The organism is uncultured Paracoccus sp. (assembly GCF_947487305.1).
In the GTDB taxonomy this organism is placed as follows: Bacteria; Pseudomonadota; Alphaproteobacteria; order Rhodobacterales; family Rhodobacteraceae; genus Paracoccus.
The window spans coordinates 100906-118987 of sequence record NZ_CANKWH010000013.1 but is presented as its reverse complement, the minus strand read 5'-3'; the positions used below and the strand labels follow the sequence as shown (position 1 = coordinate 118987).

Genomic DNA, 18082 nt, shown 5'->3' with positions numbered 1-18082 from the left:
CTGACCGTTGACCGCGGTGATGGTCAGCGCATCGCCGTCCGGATCGCTGTCATTGGCCAGAACGTTGACCGTCTTGGCCTCGTCAGCGCAGGTCTTGGCAGTATCATTGAGCGCGTCCGGCCCCGCGTTCGGCTTGTGCACACCGTCATCGATGTTGGGGATATGCTGACCGATCGACAGGTTGATATTGTTCACCTGACCGTTCGCGCCGAACAGCTGGTCAATATCGCTGTCGATCGCGTCGTTGCTGCCGACATTCGACTGGACAAAGGACAGGCCCGTTTCATTGACGAAGCGGACGACATAGTTCGGGTTCGCAGCCAGGCCGGTGAACTGATAGTCGCCATTGGCATTGGTCGTCGTGGTCGCCACGACATACCAGCCCTGTGCGCCATTGGCCCAAAGCTGCACCGTTGCACCGGCTACGCCAGCATCACCATCGTCGATGTTGTTGTGGTTCGCGTCATCGAAGAACCGACCCGACAATGAAGCCGTGCCTGGATCGACGGTACCGGATCCGAGGCAGCTGTAATCGACCGACGAACCCGTCAGACTGTAGGTCTGGACGTTCGTCAGCGTGGTGCCCGCAGGCGGCCGTGCGCCGTAGAAAGTGAAATCGCCGTTGCCGGCGCCGGCCGAGCCATGACCCTCGATCTGGATCTCGATCATGTAGTAGGTCTTCCCGTCCGAGCCCTGCAGGACGTGATAGCTTTCGGCATACATCTTGCCGCCGACCTTGGAGCCGTTGACATAGCCATCCTGGCCGTCGCGGTCGTTCGAATAACCATCAGACGAGCAACTGTCTCCCGACAACCCGTAGTCGTTGTCATAGGTTGACATGGTGACGGTCGCTGCGCCGACCGTGAACTTGTCTCCATAGCCGAAGCTGCTGCCGTTCTGACCGCTGGCCAGAGGATCCGCCGCAGAATAGGCTGTCCACTCGTATTGCTTGTAATTGTAGGTCATACCATTTCCCCAAAAGCCTTCCGGCCGTACGCAACACGGAATTACACAAGGGAGAGCGGCCCGGGACCCAACCAGATTGCCTGATAATTGAGCAGAAAGTATCGTCCCTCGACACCACTAGCTGTGATAAATATCGGCAAATTTTCATCGCATCCACGAAAACATGCAGCCAGTATGCTATACTTTCAGAAAGTAAGCGCAGCGCCAGAGCCACCCTGCATCCTATGTGTGTGCGTTTTTGCATGCGCGAAATGACGCCTAACCCATCGGCAACTATCCGCCTGCGGGTGAGGCATTCGAAGGTTCAACCTGCGGTAGGTGTGCCGGGAAATCGATTCGGACGCCCCGATAGGCGAGTTCGTGATTCCCCGTTTCCCTTGGGGAATGGACCACGCCGGCATCATGACCATCGATGCGTTGGCGTCGGCCATGGCGCGTGCGGCAAGTGCGCGCGCGGTCATCTTCATCAACTATCCGACCGTATTGATCGGATGCGCACCACGGCTTCGCGAGGATCCGCGAACGGAAATGCAATGCCCGCGGCGAGGCATGTGGTGCCAGAGCTTGCAGCCCGGCAGATCGGCCCGGCGCCAACGACATCACGGTGATCGTCAACAAATACCATCATTTGAGGATCGGACGGTCGAATTCCGCCATGGCGACATTTGCGCTCGCCTTCTTCGGAATCTCATCGGCCGCCGCAAGTTCTCGGAGCATCAATGAGAAGGTAAAAGGGTCACTGACAGGCCACCGGTCAACACGTGACCCGGTTTCAGGAGGGGCAGTCCGATCTGAGGAGTTGGTGGTTCTTCAAGCGTCGCACCGCTGGTATGGGTCTGTGGTTCCAGGGCAAAACGCGGAAGTCTTGGCGCTGTGTGAAACATCAGTTCGCGCGTGCCGGGGTCCGTCTGCATCGTCATCTGGTAGCCGAGCTCTGGCTGTCGGATCACGGCATGCCCGCTCCAACCCGCATAGGCATTGTTCCGCCATGACTTTGGCACCGGAGCGCCCGCCGAGAAATCCAGCTCTGGCGGAGGCGTGATCGGATCGGTTGGCAGATGATCAGGGCCTTCGAGGTAGACGTGGCTCGCATCGAATTGTAGCTCGGTTCCGGGCAGGTTTGGAAACCAAGGATGCGCGCCCAAGCCAGCCGGGATGCTGCGGTCCCCCACGTTTCGCAGGACAAGAAGGGCGAGAAAACTCGTGCCGTGGACGCGCAGGTCCAGCTTGGCCGAGAAGGGGAAAGGGCTGTCGGCATCCGAGGCGGCGAGATGAAGCCGAACCGACCCGGCGCCCTGCATCTCGACATGCCAGCGGCGCTGCCAGGCAAAGCCGTGCAGGGCCAGCGGCTCGGTCGTATTGGGCTGAAGCTGAATGCTGTGAAGCCGGTTTCCCCGTGCGCGATTGGCGAAGGGCAGCATCCAGAACAGGCCCGAGGAGAGCGCCCCCCTTGGTTCTGCGGTGTCAGGGATCAGGACCGGCTGCCATCCTGAGGCGGTCCGAAACTCCATCTGCCAGATCGCGGCACCATGGTCCGGCATCAGCTCAAGCCGCAGCGTCTCGTTCTCGAGATGGATCATTCCCGGCCGGTGGCGAACGCTGTGCGGGGATGGCCAGCGATATCGACATCAATACACAGCAAATGCCCGGCCATGGGCTGCGCCTGCAGATCGAGCTCGGAATAATCCCAGGTCGATGTGGTGACGTAAAGCGAGCGGTCGACGAAACAGCAGGACGTGGGCAACCGCAGGGGCAGATCGATCACCGCAAGCGTGCGGCCATCGGGGGCAAGCCGCACCACGCAGCCGCCGTCCCATCGGGCGTTCCACAGGCACCCTTCGGCATCCATCGCCGAGCCATCGGGCGTGCCGGGCAGATCCGTGTCGGGGCGAAAGCTGTCGATCCGCTCTCCCATCCGTCCCGTTCTCAGGTCATAGGCATAGGCGGCCAGATCGCCGGTGGCGCTGTCGGCGGTATAGAGCCGATCGCCCTCGGGGCTGAATGTGATGGTATTGGCGATCCCGATCCCGCTTCGCAGCACCGACAGATCGCCGCCGGCGAAACTGTAAAGCGCCCCGGTCGGTGCGCCGTCGACCATGTTCATGGTGCCGGCGATGAAGCGCCCGGCGAGGTCAGTTCCGGCGTCGTTGAAGCGGTTGGTGGTGATCCCGGCCTCGGGCTGGGCCAGCCAGTCGCCGCGTCGTCCTTGAGCATCGAGCCGAGCGATACCAGCGACATAGGCCCCGACGTAATCGCCACCGTCGGTCGGGGCAAAGCCCGTCAGCGCCGGTTCGACGCCCTGCGTCGTCACCTCTCCCGTCGCCAGATCCAGCCGGTGCCATAGCGCGCGGCCGATATCGACCCATCGCAGCGAGCCGTCGGCCACATCATGCACCGGACCCTCGCCAAGGACATCCCGCGTGCTGGCGGCCACGGAAACCTTCATGCCCCACCTGCCTCCTGGGCGATGACCCGTGCCAGATCGCGGCTGGCGATGTCCAGCAGCTCTGCCATGCGCTGTCCCGCCTCGTCGGGGCGGCGCATGCGGATGGCTTCCAGCACCTCGCCATGCATGTCGAGGGTCGCGGCAAAGTTCTCCGAAGCCGAGGTGGTCAGGCGGAAGGCATTGCGCAGCGCCGTCCCGACCATCGCGCCGAAATTGATGAAGACCGGGTTATGGCTGGCGGCCAGCACGGCGAGATGGAAGGATTCATCGGCGCTGACGCTGGCCTCGATGTCCTGCGCATCAGCCCTGCACATGGCGTCGAAACTGTCCTGCATCCGCCCCAGATCCTGTCCGGTCGCGCGTTCTGCGGCAAAGCGGGCTGCGGCGGGCTCGATCACCTGCCGCGCCTCGGTCAGGCTGCGGGCGAAGTCGAGATCAGGCGCCAGTTCCTCGCGCCAGCCCAGAAGTTCGGGGTCGAGATGGTTCCACTGGGTCGGCGACAGCACGACCGTGCCGGAGCGGGTCTTGCTTTCGATCAGTCCCTTGCCTGCGAGGGTACGGATCGATTCCCGCAGCGCCGTGCGGCTGACCCCAAGCTGTTCACCCAGTTCCGTCTCGGTCGGCAGCTTGGCGCCCGGCGGGAAGACGCCCGACAGGATCTGCTTGGCCAGTGTCGAGGTGACCAGATCACGCGGCCGCTCGCGGACGGGGCTGTTCGGCTTGGTCATCGTCAGCTCCTGTTCAGGCGATACTCGGCCAGAAGCACGGCGAGGATCAACAGCGTTCCCTTGGCCAGCATCTGGTAGAAGGTCGGAACGGCGGTCAGGATCATGCCGTTGTTCAAGACGCCGATGATCGCCACGCCCAGGAGTGCGCCTATGACGGTTCCCTTGCCGCCCTGCATTGCGCAGCCGCCAAGGAAAGCCGCCGTGATCGCCTCGAGTTCCAGCCCCTGCGAGCCCGAGATCGGTTGCCCCGATCCGGTGCGCGCGGCCAGAAGGATGCCGGCGATCCCCGCGACGGCGCCCGACAGGACATACATGCTGACGCGATAGGCGTTGAGGTTCATCCCCGACAACCGCGCGACCACGGGGTTGCCGCCGATGGCATAGAGGTTCCGGCCCGGGATCGAGCGGTGCAGGAAGACCCAGAAGGCGACCGCCACGATGATCAGCACCCAGATCGGCACCGGCAGCCCGAGGACCCGGCCAATACCGATCCAGCGGAAGGTGTTGTCGAAGATCGAGATCGACTGGCCGTCCGACAGGATGAAGGCGATGCCGCGAAAGATTGCCATGGTCCCCAGCGTCACGATCACGGCGTTGATCCGGCCATAGGTGATGAGGAGGCCGTTCACCAACCCCGCCGCCGCGCCAAGGGCAATACCTGCGACAAGCCCCAGCCCGGCGCTTTCAGTGCCCTGAATGGTCATTGCGGTCGCCACGGTCGTCAGTCCGACGATCGAGCCGACCGAGATATCCAGCCCGCCCGACACGATCACGGTCGTCTGCGAAATGGCCAGCACGCCCAGAATGGCCACGCCCATGCCGATGTTCAGCAGGTTGCGGGTCGAGAAGAATACATCGCTGCGGATGAAGCCGAAGATCGCCAGCAGGGCTGCCAGCGCGATGATCAGGCTGAGATTGTGCAGCCCGATCCGGTCGACCAGATCTTTGGCGGTGGCTCGTGTATTTTGCGTCTGTGTCATGGCATGGCTCATATCGTTGCCGCCTCCTGCGCCGGCAGGGTTGGTTTTGCGGTTTGTGGCATGGCGGCGCGGAGAATGCGGTCTTCGCTCATCTCTTCGGCGCTGTATTCGGCGGTGATCCTGCCTCCCGCCATGACGATCACCCGATCCGACAGGCCGATCAACTCGGGCATTTCAGATGAGATCACGATCAGCCCGAGGCCGGCGCGCGTCAGGTTGCGGATGAGGGCATATATTTCGGATTTCGCGCCCACGTCGATGCCTCGTGTAGGTTCGTCAAGGATCAGCACCTTGGGCTGGCGCGCCAGCCATCGGGCCAGAACGACCTTTTGTTGATTTCCGCCCGACAGCCGACCAACCGGCGTGTCGAGGCTCGGTGCCTTGATCGCAAGCTGGCTGGCAATGTCACCAATGACACCCTGGGCGAGGGTCTTGCTGAACAGTCCGCCGCGGGTCACCTTGTCGGGGATGCAGATCACCGCATTGTCGAGGATCGACTGCATCAGGAGCAGCGCCTCTTCCTTACGATCCTCTGGCGCAAAGCCCATCCCGGCCATGATCGCCGCCGCCGTATCGCCGCCGGGAAGCGCAACCCCGTCCAGCGTCACGCGCCCGGCATGGCGGCGGTGAAAGCCGAACAGCCCCTTGGCGAGTTCCGACCGCCCGGCACCCATCAGCCCGCCGATCCCCAGAACCTCTCCCGCGTGCAGGTCAAGGCTGATGTCACTGACGTGATCCGTGGTCATGCCCTGAACCGACAGGATGACGCGCGAGCCGTGCGGCTCCTTCGCCGGAAACATCTCGCTCAGGTCACGCCCGACCATCTGCCGGGTGATGCTGTCCTCGGTCGCGCCCGTCGCGGGCGACACATCGATCAACCTCCCGTCGCGCAGCACGGCGATGCGATCGGCCAGTTCGATGATCTCGGGCAGGCGGTGCGAGATATAGACGACGGCAACGCCATCCGCCCGCAGCCGGCGGATCACAGCAAACAGCCGCCGGGCCTCCTCATCGGTCAGCGACGAGGTGGGTTCGTCGAAGGCAACAAGACGGCCACCGGCGTGGACTGCCCGCATGATCTCGATCATCTGCCGCTGCGCCGGCCCAAGCCCCTCGCATTTCTGGTCGGGCGACAAGTCACGCTCCATCCCGAAATCGGCCAGCAGCTTCGCGGTCTGGCGCGACAGTTGGCGCGCATCCAGCAGCACCCCCGCACGCTTCGGCAGATGGCCGATATAGATATTCTCGCCCACGGTCATGTGCGGAACGATTTCCGGTTCCTGATGGATGACGCGGATGCCCGCGTCATGGGCGCTGCGCGGACCGGGGAAGGTGACGGGCTTTCCCTCGATCCTGATCTCGCCGCCATCGGTTGGAAACACCCCCTCGATCAGCCGCATCAGCGTGGATTTCCCGGCCCCGTTCTCACCGACCAGTGCCAGAACCTCGCCGGGGCGGATGTCGAGCGTAACATCCGCCAGCGCCTGCACGATGCCGAAGGACTTGGTCAGACCGTGGACCGACAGAAAGGAGGTTGCATTACTCACCGGAATACCTGTCATCTCGCGGTAGACCGGGGGCGGCAGATCACCGCCCCCAGAATTGGTCACTTGCAAAGCTGGGCCTTGTAGGTCGTTTCGAAATTCTCGGCATTGATGAATTCCGGGTCACTGTAGGTGGCCAGAGGCAGCTCGGTCCCGTCCTTGGCTGCGGCAACAAGCGCCGCCACCGCATCGCGGCCATGGTTGGCCGAGTTCAGCCACATCGTGCCACGGAAGCCCGAGGGTGTGCCGCCGCCAAAGGCATCGCAGGCGCGGCTGCCGTCGATGCCGATGCCAAGGCCCTGATCAGCGGTATAGCCCGCATTCTCCATCGCCCGGGCAGCGCCAAGGACGCCGTCATCATTGCAGGAATAGAACACCCAGTTGGTCACTTCCGGATTGCCGGTCAGCGTGGTCGTCATCACGTCGATCGAGTTGACCATGGTGTTGTCATAGGCCACGCGGATGATGTTGGCCGGATCGAAGCCGGGCACGCCCTTCAAAAAGGCCTCTTCGGCGCCCATGTTGCGCTGCATGCAGGTATCGGCCTTGCGGTCCTCGATCGAGACCACGCGCACGTTCTTGTCTGCCCAGCCTTCGGCGTTGTAGATCGCGGCAAGCTCGGTGCCGACCGCGACTCCGATATTCTTGGCGTTCATTCCGACATAAGGCACCGGCGAGCCATCCTCGAAGGTGATGTCGTCATCGACCGCGATCAGCGGAATGCCCGCCTCCTTGGCCTTGGCGGCAACCACCGGACCCAGCGCCTTGTCGGGAACCACGATGGCGATACCATCGACACCGTCACCGATCATCGTGTCCAGCGTGGTGATGGTCAGGTTCGCGTCGAACTGCACGTCCTGGCTGACGAAGCCGGCCCCCAGTTCCTCGGCCTTTGCCTTGGCACCCGCGACCTCGGCCACGAACCAGGGGTGGTCCCCCATCTTGTTGATGAAACCGATCTTGAGATCCTCGGCGAGTGCCGGGCCGGTCATGCCCGCCAGCACCAGTGCCAGTGCCGTCAGGCCCTTGAAGTCACGCATGGTTCTCCTCCCTTATGGCGTGTCAGTCGTGGTAGAGCGCCGAACGTCCTCCATCGATCACAATGGTCTCGGCGTTGATGAAGGGTGCCTCGTCCGATGCGAGGAAGACTGCCGTCATGGCAACCTCCTCGGGCCGACCGATGCGACCGGGCGGATGGATCGCCATTGCGCGATGCCGCTCGGCCTCGGGATCGGGGAAACCGGCCCAATAGGCGCGGGCGATCTCGGTCTCGATATAGCCCGGCGCGATGGCGTTCACCCGTATGCCCTCGGCGGCGTATTCCACCCCAAGCGCGCGGGTCAGCCCGATCAGCCCGTGCTTGGCGACCGGATAGGGAAAGGTATGGGGGATGATCTTGAAACCATGGGTCGAGGCGATGTTCAGGATTACCCCGGATCCCTGCTGGCGCATTCCGGGCAGCACCGCCTCGGCCATCGACCACGCGGCCTCCAGATCCAGCGCCATGCAGCGCGCCCATTCCGAGCGCGGCATGTCCAGCGGGCGATGAAAGATATTCGCACCGGCGTTGTTCACCAGAACATCGACCCGTCCGAATCCCCCCACGGTGTCTCGCACCGCTCGCTGGACATCCGCCGGAACCGTCACATCGCAGGGACTGAAGACGGCCCCGATCTCATCGGCCACCTGTTGGCCGGTCTCGGGGTTGCGCTCGGCAATCACCACGTTCGCGCCCTCCGCCACGAAGGCGCGGGCAATGGCCTCGCCGATCCCCTGACCGGCGCCGGTGACGATGGCAACCTTGTCCTTCAGACGATCCGTCATTGCTTACCAATCCACGATCGTGCCATCCGGCAGGACGGCGTTTCTGGCGTGGAGGATTTCCTGTTCGAAAGGATGCCTGGCGATCTCGGCCTCGTTCACCTCGATCCCGAGCCCCGGTTTTTCAGGCAGGCCCCAGCGCCCCGGCAGTCGCTCGATCGGCCATTCGACCACCGCACCATACCAGGGAACCGCCCCCACCATTTCCTCCTGAATGATCAGGTTCGGGGTCGAGATGCCGAAGTGCAGGGCGGCCACGCCCGCAATCGGCCCCAATGGGTTATGCGGCGCGACCCCGATGCCGTGGCTTTCGCACATGGCGGCGATCTTCTTGGTCTCGGACAGCCCGCCGGCATGGCAGATATCGGGTTGCGCGATATGGAAGGCGCGCTTCTTCAACGCCTCGACGAAGTCGCGCCGTCCGATCAGCCGCTCGCCCGCAGCGATATGCACATGCTGCGTCGCGGTCAGATGCGCGAGCCCGTCCATGTCCTCGGGCGGCAGTGGTTCCTCGACGAACATCGGCCGGCAGGGTTCAAGCGCGCGGATGAAATCCTTGGCCAATGCGACCGAGGCCGGCCGTCCGTGGCAGTCGACCATGATATCCACATCCGGTCCAACCGCCTCGCGCAGGCCCATCATCGCATCGGCCACGCTGTCGATATCGCGGTTCGAGGCCACGTAATGTGCATAGGGGATCGAGACGACCTTGACCGCATCATAGCCCGCCTCGACCACCGCCTGACCACGCTCGGACAAGGCGCTGCGACCCGAGGTCTCGTAGACCGACCCCATGTCGCCCATGCCAAGATGGGTATAGGTGCGCACATGGTCGCGGACCTTGCCGCCCAGAAGCCGCCAGACCGGCTGGCCCAGTGACTTGCCGAAGATATCCCACAGCGCCATCTCGATGCCGCTGATCGCCGACATGCCGATGACGCCCATGCGCCAGAAGCCGTGGCGGGTCAGAATCTGGAAGCACTGCTCGATATCCCGTGGGTCGCGGCCCAGGATCAGCGGGGCAAGGTCGTCAATCGCGCCGACGATGGCGCGGGTCTTCCATTCCAGCGTCGCTTCGCCCCAGCCGATCAGACCCGGCACATCCGTCTCGACCCGCACGAAAACCCAGTTCCGCATGGCAGCGTTACACACAAGCGAACTGATCCGGGTTATGCGCACGATGATTCCTCCTGATTTGTAGTATTTAAAAAAATGAATCATGTGATGTCAATGGTGCCGACGGGTCTGCTCTGCGGTCTGTCGCCCGCACCTTTTCATATTTCCGAGCAACACGGTTTGTCGCGATGTTGAGGAGGTCCCGCTGAGCGATCCAGGGGCACGCTGCGCATCAAAAGGCTGCCTGGAGCCCGTGTTCAATCATGGACCGAAAACGAGTCGCGCTGGCAACCTGCCGACGGGCATTTCACGGGTCGCCTGGTTCTGCTTACGCGGTGGATATCCTTCGCAATCGGCTCCGCCGTCGGATTCCAGTTCCGGGTTTCCGTCTCGTCTCCACTGCTTGGTGGTTACGAAGAGCCTGTAACGTTGCGCTACGACATCAACCTAAATGTCCCAAGAAGGCTCATGCGGGACATGCGGCGGGCAAAGGCTCGACACACAGAGGCCGATTGAGATCCAGATCAGCCTGCTGTGGGTCAGTTTCACGATGATCGCCAGGAAATCACAGATCTACGCCACAAATAAACATTCATCAGGACTGCATCCGGCCGTAATTTGCGATCATTCCGTAGTCGAGGCGGATTTCGGGGCAGGGACAGGCGCCGCAGGCTTGCCAGCTTGTCCTCATGCCCAGTTCAAGGGAGGGAAATCATGGCCGGTGTGCTTCGGATCAGCAGTGACAGTCAGGTGGCGCGGCACGTGCCCGATGCAGGTCGCCTCGCCGGTTGGCAGCGTGCTGGATCGTAGCGTGGGCTATACGCCATATGGCGAGCATTTCATGAGGCAATGCGGGATGGAGGTGGTGCTGCCCAATGGCGATCTCTTGCGCACCGCCATGGGCGGGGTCGAAGGCAGCAACAGCTGGCAAGTGTTTGAATGGCGCTTCGGGCCCTGTCTGGACGGACCTTTCACCCAGTCGAACTATGGCATCGTCACCAAAATGGGCCTGTGGCTGATGCCCAAGCCCCCGCCTACAAGCCCTTATATGTCCGCTTCAAGGATGACGGCGACATCGCCGAGATCGTCGACATGTTCCGCCCGCTGCGTATCGCCAATATCATCCCGAACGCCGTCGTCTTCGCCCCCTGCGTCGTGGAAAGCGCCAGTGGTCATCCGGCGGTCGCAATCCCATGACGGCGGCGGCCCTGCCGCCACCCCCTCAGCGTCGTCGAAGGAGAACCACCATGCGCACACAAGTCGTCATCATCGGCGGCGGGCCCTCGGGTCTGCTGCTGGGCCAGTTGCTGCACCGCCGGGGGATCGAGGCGGTGGTGCTGGAACGCAAGACCCGCGACTACGTCCTCGGCCGAATCCGCGCCGGGGTTCTGGAAACCGGGCTGGTCGGACTGATGGAGGAAGCCGGCGTGGCCGAGCGGCTGCACCGCGAGGGCTATGTCCACGAGGGCACGCAGATCTCTCTGAATGGCGAGATGTTCCATCTGGATTTCAATCGGCTCACCGGCAAGACGGTCACCGTCTATGGCCAGACCGAGGTGACGCGCGATCTTTACGATGCCCGCGAGTCAGTGGGCGCCCGGACCGAGTTCGAGGTCGATCATGTGGTGATCCACGATGCCGACAGCGATCATCCCTTCGTCACCTATGACCAGCACGGCCAGCAGCAGCGGCTGGATTGCGATGTCATCGCCGGCTGCGACGGTTTCCACGGCGTCAGCCGTCAGGCCATCCCGCTGTCGATGCGGCGCGAATACGAAAAGACCTATCCCTTCGGCTGGCTGGGCGCGCTGTCCGAGACCCCGCCGGTCCATGACGAGCTGATCTATGCCAATTCCGATCGCGGCTTCGCGCTCTGCTCGATGCGCAACGCCAATCTGTCGCGCTATTACATCCAATGCGCGCTGTCGGATCACCCGGGCGACTGGACCGACAAGGCCTTCTGGCAGGAGCTGCGCCGCCGCATTCCCGCCGAGATGGCCGAGAAACTGGTGACTGGCCCGACGATCGAGAAATCCATCGCGCCGCTCCGATCCTTCGTGACCGAGCCGATGCGCTGGGGCCGGCTGTTCCTCTGCGGCGACGCCGCCCATATCGTGCCGCCGACCGGGGCCAAGGGGCTGAACACGGCGGCGAGCGACGTGCATTACCTCTATACCGGCCTGCGTCAGTTCTATGAGGAAGGCGACAGCGAGGGCATCGACCGCTATTCCGAACGCGCGCTGTCGCGCGTGTGGAAGGCCGAACGCTTCAGCTGGTGGTTCAGCGGCCTCCTGCATCGCTATCCCGACCAGAGCCCGTTCGATCTGAAGATGCAGCAGGCCGACATCGCCTTCCTGCGCGACAACGAGGCCCAGCAACGCGCCTTTGCCGAGAATTATGTGGGGCTGCCGTATTGAGCGAGACGCGCAGAGCTTCTGGATCGCCTGGATGCTTATCCACCCGCTCTAGGTGAAAGTTTTTATCAGGTTGTTCATCCGGCGGGGCCTCCGGTTGTGGTTCGGCGATTGCAGCCTAATCCCGTTCCGGGTGAACAACCTGCTAAGACTTCACAGCTAGGCATCATTCTGTCATGCCCTGCGCCAGCCCCTCCTGATTGGCTGTCCTGGCCGACCTTGGACTCCCGCTTCGCTGCGATGCTGGGGTGGTCTGAACCCGACTACTGCAAATCTGCAGTTGTCTCGCCAGAACCTTTTCTCCGGTAATTTTCGCCGACCGCCTCCAAGCCGCCGATCGCAAAGGTGTAAAGGCGCTCGACCTGCTCATCGCGCGGAAGGGCGAGGGCAAAGCCGCCGAAGGGCAGGTTGCGACCGATCAGCAGCAGGGCGAGGCAGGGCGCGCCGATGCAGGGCAGGCACAGCCACAGGTCGGGGGTGCCGACCGGGATGCCGGTGATCTCGCTGAGTATAGGCAAGACCATCATCAGTTTCGGCGCCACTTCGACATCGCGCAGCGCTGCGATATGCGCACTTGGGGCGACCAGTTCCCGGAACAGCACGATCACCGGCCAGCGATCCTCGCCGCTGGCGCTGGCCAGGAAGAAGGCAATCAGGCCCCGCAACTTGTCGCGGGCGGGGATCGCTGCCGTGGCGATGCGCTCGATATCGGCACGGTCGATGATGCGGCGATGCGCCTCGATCAGCGTCGCCTGATAGAGCCCGTTGCGATTGCCGAAATGGTAATTGATCGAGGCCATGTCGGCGCCGGCTTCAGCGGCCACCATCTTGTTGGTGGTCTGGGCAAAGCCGTGCATGGCGATCAGCGCCCCCGCAGCCTCGAGGATGCGCCGGCGGGTCGCCTCGCCATCGGCGCGTTGGGTGGATCGGGCCTTGCTCATGTCTCGATTTCACACTCGACGTTAAATCAAATTTAATTTAATATTAATTTAATCTACTGGTCAAGCCGGGAGAATCACGGCTTCCGCATCTGCTCCGGGGCTCTGCCAATGAAGAAGCTGACACCGATCCTTGCCCTTTTTGCCTTGCTGGCCGGCGGCTGGTGGTGGTGGAGCCATCGCGGCACGACGGGCAGCGGCGATCTCGTGCTTTACGGCAATGTCGATATCCGCCAGATCGCGCTGGCCTTTGACGGCAGCGGGCGGATCAGCGAGTTGCTCGTCGAGGAGGGCGATGCGGTCGAGAAGGGCCAGATTGTCGGGCGTCTCGACACCCGGACCCTGGAACTGCAAGCCGATGCGCAGGAGGCGGTGGTCGAGGCGCAGCGGCAGGCGCTGATGAAGTTCAGCAATGGCTCGCGCCCCGAAGAGATCGCGCAGGTGCGGGCACAGCTTGCCGCTGCCGCCGCGGCGCAGGTGCTGGCCGAGCAGGAACTGACCCGCGTGCGCCAGTTGCGCGCCTCGCGCAGCGGCGCGGCGAGCCAGCAAAGTCTGGAACAGGCGCAGGCCGGGGCCGAGGCGGCGACGGCCACGGTCGCACAGGCGCAGGCGGCGCTGGATCTATCGCTCGCCGGCGCGCGGGCCGAGGATATCGCACAGGCCGAGGCCCAGCTGCGCTCGGCCGAGGTGCAACTGGAACTGCTGCGCCACCAGATCGGTCAGGGTAAGCTGGTCGCGCCCGATCACGCCGTCATCCGCTCGCGCCTGCGCGAACCGGGCGACATGGTCGGCCCGACCACGCCGGTTCTGGCCTTGGCCCTGACTCAGCCGAAATGGGTGCGGGTCTATGTCGGCGAGCCCGATCTGGGCCGCATCCGCGCGGGCATGGCGGCCGAGGTGGTCAGTGACAGCCAGCCCGACCAGCCGGTCGCGGGCACCGTCGGCTATATTGCCTCGGTTGCCGAGTTCACCCCGAAGACCGTGCAGACCGAGGAATTGCGCACCAGCCTTGTCTACGAGGTGCATGTGATCGTCGCGGATCAGGCCGACCGGCTGCGTCTTGGCCAGCCGGTGACGGTGCGGCTGGCGACCACGGCCACGCCATGACCGGCATCACCATCACTGCAAAGGATCTGCGCAAGACCTTCGGCACGCCCGGCAAGGATGAGGCCGTGGCGCTGGACGGGCTGTCGCTGACCATCCGCGAGGGCGAGTTGACCGCGCTGGTCGGTCCCGATGGCGCCGGCAAGACGACGCTGATGCGGCTTTTCGCGGGCCTGCTGAAACCGCAAGCGGGCAGCCTCTCGGTGCTGGGCATCGATGTGCTTGCCCACCCGCAGGCGGTGCAGGACCGGATCAGCTACATGCCGCAGCGCTTTGGCCTCTACGAGGATCTGAGCGTGCAGGAGAATCTCGACCTCTATGCCGATCTGCACGGCGTGCCGATGGAGCAGCGGCGCGAACGCTTTGCGCGGATGCTGCAGATGACCGACCTGGCGCGGTTCACCGACCGCCCGGCAGGCAAGCTGTCGGGCGGGATGAAGCAGAAGCTGGGGCTGGCCTGCACACTGGTCCGCTCTCCCGATCTGCTGCTTCTGGATGAACCGAGCGTCGGGGTCGATCCGCTGTCGCGCCGCGATCTCTGGGCCATTGTGCAGCAGCTGGTCGAGGACGAGGGTCTCAGCGTCATCGTCAGCACCGCCTATCTGGACGAGGCCGAGCGTTGCGCCAAGGTCTTCGTCATGGATCGCGGGCGGCTGCTGGCCGAGGGCGCGCCCGAAGCTCTGGCCAGCCGCGCGCGGGGCCTGACCTTGACCGCCGCTTCGCCGCCGGGCCTGCCCGCGCGGGTGCTACAGGCGCGGTTGATGGATGCGCGGGATCTGGTCATCGATGCCGTGCCCGAGGCCGGCAATGTCCGCTTCATCCGACAGCCGGGCGGGGACGAGGCGGCCATGCAGGCGCTGCTGGGCGATATCCCGGTCACGCCGCGCGAGGCCGAGCTTGAGGATGCCTTCATGATGATGCTGCATCAGCAGGAGGGCGAGGCGCAGGCGGGTGCGGTGATCGAACCCGCGCCAGTTGCGCTATCCGCGCAAGACGACAAGCCGGTGATCGTCGTCCGCGATCTGGTCCGCAAGTTCGGCGATTTCACCGCCGTCGCCAGCACCTCCTTTGACGTGGCGCGGGGCGAGATCTTTGGCCTTCTCGGCCCCAATGGCGCGGGCAAGACCACCACCTTCCGCATGCTCTGCGGCCTTCTGCCGGCGACCAGCGGGCATCTGGAAGTGGCGGGGCGCGATCTGCGCACGGCGCGGGCGGCGGCGCGGGGGCGGATCGGCTATGTCGCGCAGAAATTCGCCCTCTATGGCAATCTGACCGTGCGCGAGAACCTCGAGTTCTTCGGCGGCGCCTATGGGCTGGGCGGCAAGGCGCTGCGAACGCGGATCGCGGAAACGGCGGCGCAGTTCGATCTTGACCTCTCGGCCCCCAGCGGTTCCCTGCCCACCGGCTACAAGCAGCGGCTGGCGATGGCGACGGGTCTTTTGCATCAGCCCGAGATCCTGTTTCTCGACGAGCCGACCAGCGGCATCGACCCGCTGGCCCGCCGCGCCTTCTGGCGCACCATCACCGGGCTGGCCGGGACCGGCGTCACCATCGTCATCACCACCCATTTCATGGAAGAGGCCGAATATTGCGACCGCATCGCCATTCAGGATCAGGGCGAGATGCTGGTGATCGGCACCCCGCAGGCGGTGCGTGATGAGGCGGGCGGCGGCGCCAGAACCATGAACGACGCCTTCATTGCCATCGTCGAACAGCACCGCGCGCGGCGCGACAGCGGGCAGGTCGCGGCATGACCAGCGGAGGCTTCCCCGCCCGGCTGGCCGCGCTGACCCGGAAAGAGGTCCGCCAGATGCTGCGCGACCGCAGCAACCTGATCGTCGGCCTCGCCCTGCCCTTGGTGCTGATCCTCTTGTTCGGCTATGGCCTTTCTTTCGATGTGACCGATGCCCGCATCGCCGTGGTGCTGGAGGACAGCTCGCCCATCACGCTCAACGCCGTGGCCGGGCTGGCCGGGACCGATTACCTCAGCCCGATCTGGTTGCAGTCCATGCCCGAGGCCGAGGCGATGATCCGCAAGGGTGAGGCCGATGCGATCCTGCGGGTCCCGGCGGAATTCACTGCCGAGCTGGCACAGGGACGCGGCAGGTTGCAGCTGATCCTGAACGGCGTCGATTCGAGCACCGCGCAGGCGATCCAGGGCTATGCCACCGGCGCGATCACCAATGCGCTGCAGCATCTGGCCGACCGCTCCGATACACGTTTTGCCGCCAGCGGCGTGACTGTCGTGGCGCGCACGTGGTTCAACGAGGCCAGCAGCAGCACCTGGTTTCTGGTGCCGGGCCTCATCGCACTGGTGATGACGCTGATCGGCGCATTCCTGACCTCGCTGCTGATCGCCCGGGAATGGGAGCGCGGCACGCTGGAATCGCTGTTCGTGACCCCGGTCCGGCCGTTGGAATTGGTGCTGTCGAAACTGGCCCCCTACCTCATCATCGGGGCGATCGATCTGGTCATGTGCCTTCTGGCGGCGCGCTACCTGTTCGAGGTGCCGATGCGCGGTTCGCTGTGGCTCGTGGTGCTGGCCTCGCTCCTCTATCTGCTGGTCTCGCTGGCGCTGGGGCTGTGGATCTCGGGTACCACCCGCAACCAGTTCGCCGCCAGCCAGATGGCGCTGCTTCTCAGCTTCATGCCGGCGATGATGCTGTCGGGTTTTGTCTTCGACCTGCGGAATGTGCCGCTGGTCATCCAGATCATCTCTCAGGCCCTTCCGGCGACGCATTTCATGGCGGTCATCAAGACGCTGTTTCTTGCCGGTGACTACTGGCCGACGATCCTGCGGGGACTTGCGATCCTGACGCTTTACGCGGCGCTGCTGATCTGGGCCACGCATCGCACCTTGGCGAAAAGGCTGGACTGACCATGGCCTATCTCGCCCAGATCATCGCCCTGATCCGCAAGGAGTTGCGGGCGATCCTGAAAGACCCGTCCAGCCGGGCGCTGCTGTTCGCCCCGGCGCTGATGCAGGCGCTGCTGTTTGGTTATGGCGCGACCTATGACCTGACCCATGCGCCCTATGCTGTGCTGGACCAGAGCCGCAGCGAGGCCTCGACCGAGATCACCGCCCGGCTTGACGGGACCGGCGTGTTCACGCGCATTGCGACCCTCGACAATACCAGCCAGATCGCGCCGCAGATCGACAGCGGCGTTGCGCTGCTGGTGCTGCAATTCCAGCCCGATTTCGCCGACCGGCTGGCCGGTGGTGCCACGGCTCCGGTGCAGGTGATCCTCGACGGGCGCAATTCCTCGACCGCCGGGCTGGCTTCGGCCTATGTCTCGTCGATCGTTGCGGGCTACAATGCCGATCAGGGCACTGCCACGCCGCTGACCATCGTCAGCCGCGCCTGGTTCAACCCCAACTTCGAGTCGCGCTGGAACCTGATGCCGGCGCTGATCGCCTCGCTGTCGATGCTGCAAACGCTGATGCTGGCGGCGCTGTCGGTGGCGCGCGAGCGCGAACAAGGCACCTTCGACCAGCTGCTGGTGACGCCGTTGACACCGACCCAGATCCTGATCGGCAAGGCGCTGCCCTCGATCATCGTCGGGCTGCTGCAATCGACGATCATCTTCCTCATCATCCGCTACTGGTTCCAGATCCCGATGAGCGGCCAGGTCTGGCTGATGTACCTGGGCCTCGTCACCTTCACTACCGCAGCCGTCGGGCTGGGCCTCTCGATCTCGGCGGTGGCGCTGACCATGCAGCAAGCGATGCTTTATACCTTCATCCTGATCATGCCGCTGATGTTGCTTTCGGGCCTGCTGACCCCTGTGCGCAACATGCCCAAGGTGCTGCAATGGGCGACCCATGCCAATCCGTTGCGTTTCGGTATCGACCTCGTACGCCGGGTCTATATTGAAGGTGCACGGTTTTCCGATATCGCATTCGATTTCGTCCCGATGCTGGTGATTGCCGCCCTGACCCTACCGCTGGCAGCCTGGCTGTTCCGCCACCGGCTCGGCTGAGCAGGCAATAGACCTGTTGAATTGCTGCCTGTGGTAAGTTCATC

Annotated in this window: 17 protein-coding genes and 1 other annotated feature; of the genes, 7 read left to right on the top strand and 10 right to left on the bottom strand. The window is 63.9% G+C overall.

Annotated features, from left to right (window positions below):
- A partial coding sequence (locus Q1A36_RS15545) for an SdrD B-like domain-containing protein (protein ID WP_299846050.1) occupies nt 1-966 on the bottom strand: 966 nt, incomplete at its 3' end.
- Between the two features lie 402 nt (nt 967-1368).
- On the opposite strand from Q1A36_RS15545, the gene Q1A36_RS15540 reads away from it, so the two are divergent.
- Nucleotides 1369-1689 carry a hypothetical protein gene (locus Q1A36_RS15540; protein ID WP_299846047.1) on the top strand — a complete coding sequence of 107 codons (321 nt, stop codon included), beginning with the start codon at nt 1369-1371 and terminating at the stop codon, nt 1687-1689.
- Nucleotides 1519-1636 (bottom strand) — a sequence feature (AL1L pseudoknot). Its footprint overlaps the gene before it by 118 nt.
- Here the strand turns inward: Q1A36_RS15540 and Q1A36_RS15535 are convergent.
- From Q1A36_RS15535 to dgoD, 8 genes are read right to left on the bottom strand one after another with little or no spacing between them, the layout of a single operon-like run.
- Entirely contained in the window at nt 1683-2546 is an 864-nt protein-coding gene (locus Q1A36_RS15535) for a hypothetical protein (protein WP_299846044.1), read from the bottom strand. The genes Q1A36_RS15540 and Q1A36_RS15535 overlap by 7 nt on opposite strands.
- Nucleotides 2543-3412: an SMP-30/gluconolactonase/LRE family protein gene (locus Q1A36_RS15530; protein ID WP_299846042.1), complete on the bottom strand. Its 870-nt coding sequence runs from the start codon at nt 3410-3412 to the stop codon at nt 2543-2545. The genes Q1A36_RS15535 and Q1A36_RS15530 overlap by 4 nt, the downstream gene beginning before the upstream one ends.
- On the bottom strand, nt 3409-4140 hold the full coding sequence (locus tag Q1A36_RS15525; protein ID WP_299846039.1) for a FadR/GntR family transcriptional regulator: 732 nt from the start codon (nt 4138-4140) through the stop codon (nt 3409-3411). Before Q1A36_RS15525 ends, Q1A36_RS15530 begins: the two co-directional genes overlap by 4 nt.
- Nucleotides 4141-4142: 2 nt before the next feature.
- Nucleotides 4143-5120: an ABC transporter permease gene (locus Q1A36_RS15520; RefSeq protein WP_299846036.1), complete on the bottom strand. Its 978-nt coding sequence runs from the start codon at nt 5118-5120 to the stop codon at nt 4143-4145.
- Nucleotides 5121-5128: 8 nt separating this feature from the next.
- Entirely contained in the window at nt 5129-6667 is a 1539-nt protein-coding gene (locus Q1A36_RS15515) for a sugar ABC transporter ATP-binding protein (protein WP_299846034.1), read from the bottom strand.
- Nucleotides 6668-6726: 59 nt separating this feature from the next.
- On the bottom strand, nt 6727-7704 hold the full coding sequence (locus tag Q1A36_RS15510; RefSeq protein ID WP_299846031.1) for a substrate-binding domain-containing protein: 978 nt from the start codon (nt 7702-7704) through the stop codon (nt 6727-6729).
- A 22-nt stretch (nt 7705-7726) separates the two neighbouring features.
- Complete coding sequence (locus Q1A36_RS15505; RefSeq protein WP_299846028.1) at nt 7727-8488, bottom strand: SDR family oxidoreductase; 762 nt, start codon at nt 8486-8488, stop codon at nt 7727-7729.
- Between the two features lie 3 nt (nt 8489-8491).
- On the bottom strand, nt 8492-9706 hold the full coding sequence (dgoD, locus tag Q1A36_RS15500) for a galactonate dehydratase (RefSeq protein WP_299846025.1): 1215 nt from the start codon (nt 9704-9706) through the stop codon (nt 8492-8494).
- A gap of 906 nt (nt 9707-10612) precedes the next feature.
- Between dgoD and Q1A36_RS15495 the strand changes: the two genes are divergently transcribed.
- Together Q1A36_RS15495 and pobA are read left to right on the top strand one after the other, a co-directional pair.
- Nucleotides 10613-10798, top strand: coding sequence for a hypothetical protein (locus Q1A36_RS15495; RefSeq protein WP_299846022.1), 186 nt, complete (start codon nt 10613-10615; stop codon nt 10796-10798).
- Nucleotides 10799-10848: 50 nt separating this feature from the next.
- On the top strand, nt 10849-12018 hold the full coding sequence (pobA, locus tag Q1A36_RS15490; RefSeq protein ID WP_299846019.1) for a 4-hydroxybenzoate 3-monooxygenase: 1170 nt from the start codon (nt 10849-10851) through the stop codon (nt 12016-12018).
- Nucleotides 12019-12278: 260 nt separating this feature from the next.
- Here the strand turns inward: pobA and Q1A36_RS15485 are convergent, their stop codons facing one another.
- Nucleotides 12279-12956, bottom strand: coding sequence for a TetR family transcriptional regulator (locus Q1A36_RS15485; RefSeq protein WP_299846016.1), 678 nt, complete (start codon nt 12954-12956; stop codon nt 12279-12281).
- A 108-nt stretch (nt 12957-13064) separates the two neighbouring features.
- On the opposite strand from Q1A36_RS15485, the gene Q1A36_RS15480 reads away from it, so the two are divergent.
- Genes Q1A36_RS15480 through Q1A36_RS15465 form a run of 4 tightly spaced genes read left to right on the top strand, consistent with a single transcriptional unit; the run spans nt 13065 to nt 18038 of the window.
- Entirely contained in the window at nt 13065-14060 is a 996-nt protein-coding gene (locus Q1A36_RS15480; protein ID WP_299846011.1) for an HlyD family efflux transporter periplasmic adaptor subunit, read from the top strand.
- Nucleotides 14057-15811: an ATP-binding cassette domain-containing protein gene (locus Q1A36_RS15475; protein ID WP_299846008.1), complete on the top strand. Its 1755-nt coding sequence runs from the start codon at nt 14057-14059 to the stop codon at nt 15809-15811. Before Q1A36_RS15480 ends, Q1A36_RS15475 begins: the two co-directional genes overlap by 4 nt.
- Nucleotides 15808-16935: an ABC transporter permease gene (locus tag Q1A36_RS15470; protein WP_299846006.1), complete on the top strand. Its 1128-nt coding sequence runs from the start codon at nt 15808-15810 to the stop codon at nt 16933-16935. Before Q1A36_RS15475 ends, Q1A36_RS15470 begins: the two co-directional genes overlap by 4 nt.
- Nucleotides 16936-16937: 2 nt before the next feature.
- Nucleotides 16938-18038: an ABC transporter permease gene (locus Q1A36_RS15465; RefSeq protein WP_299846003.1), complete on the top strand. Its 1101-nt coding sequence runs from the start codon at nt 16938-16940 to the stop codon at nt 18036-18038.
- Nucleotides 18039-18082: the final 44 nt, after the last annotated feature.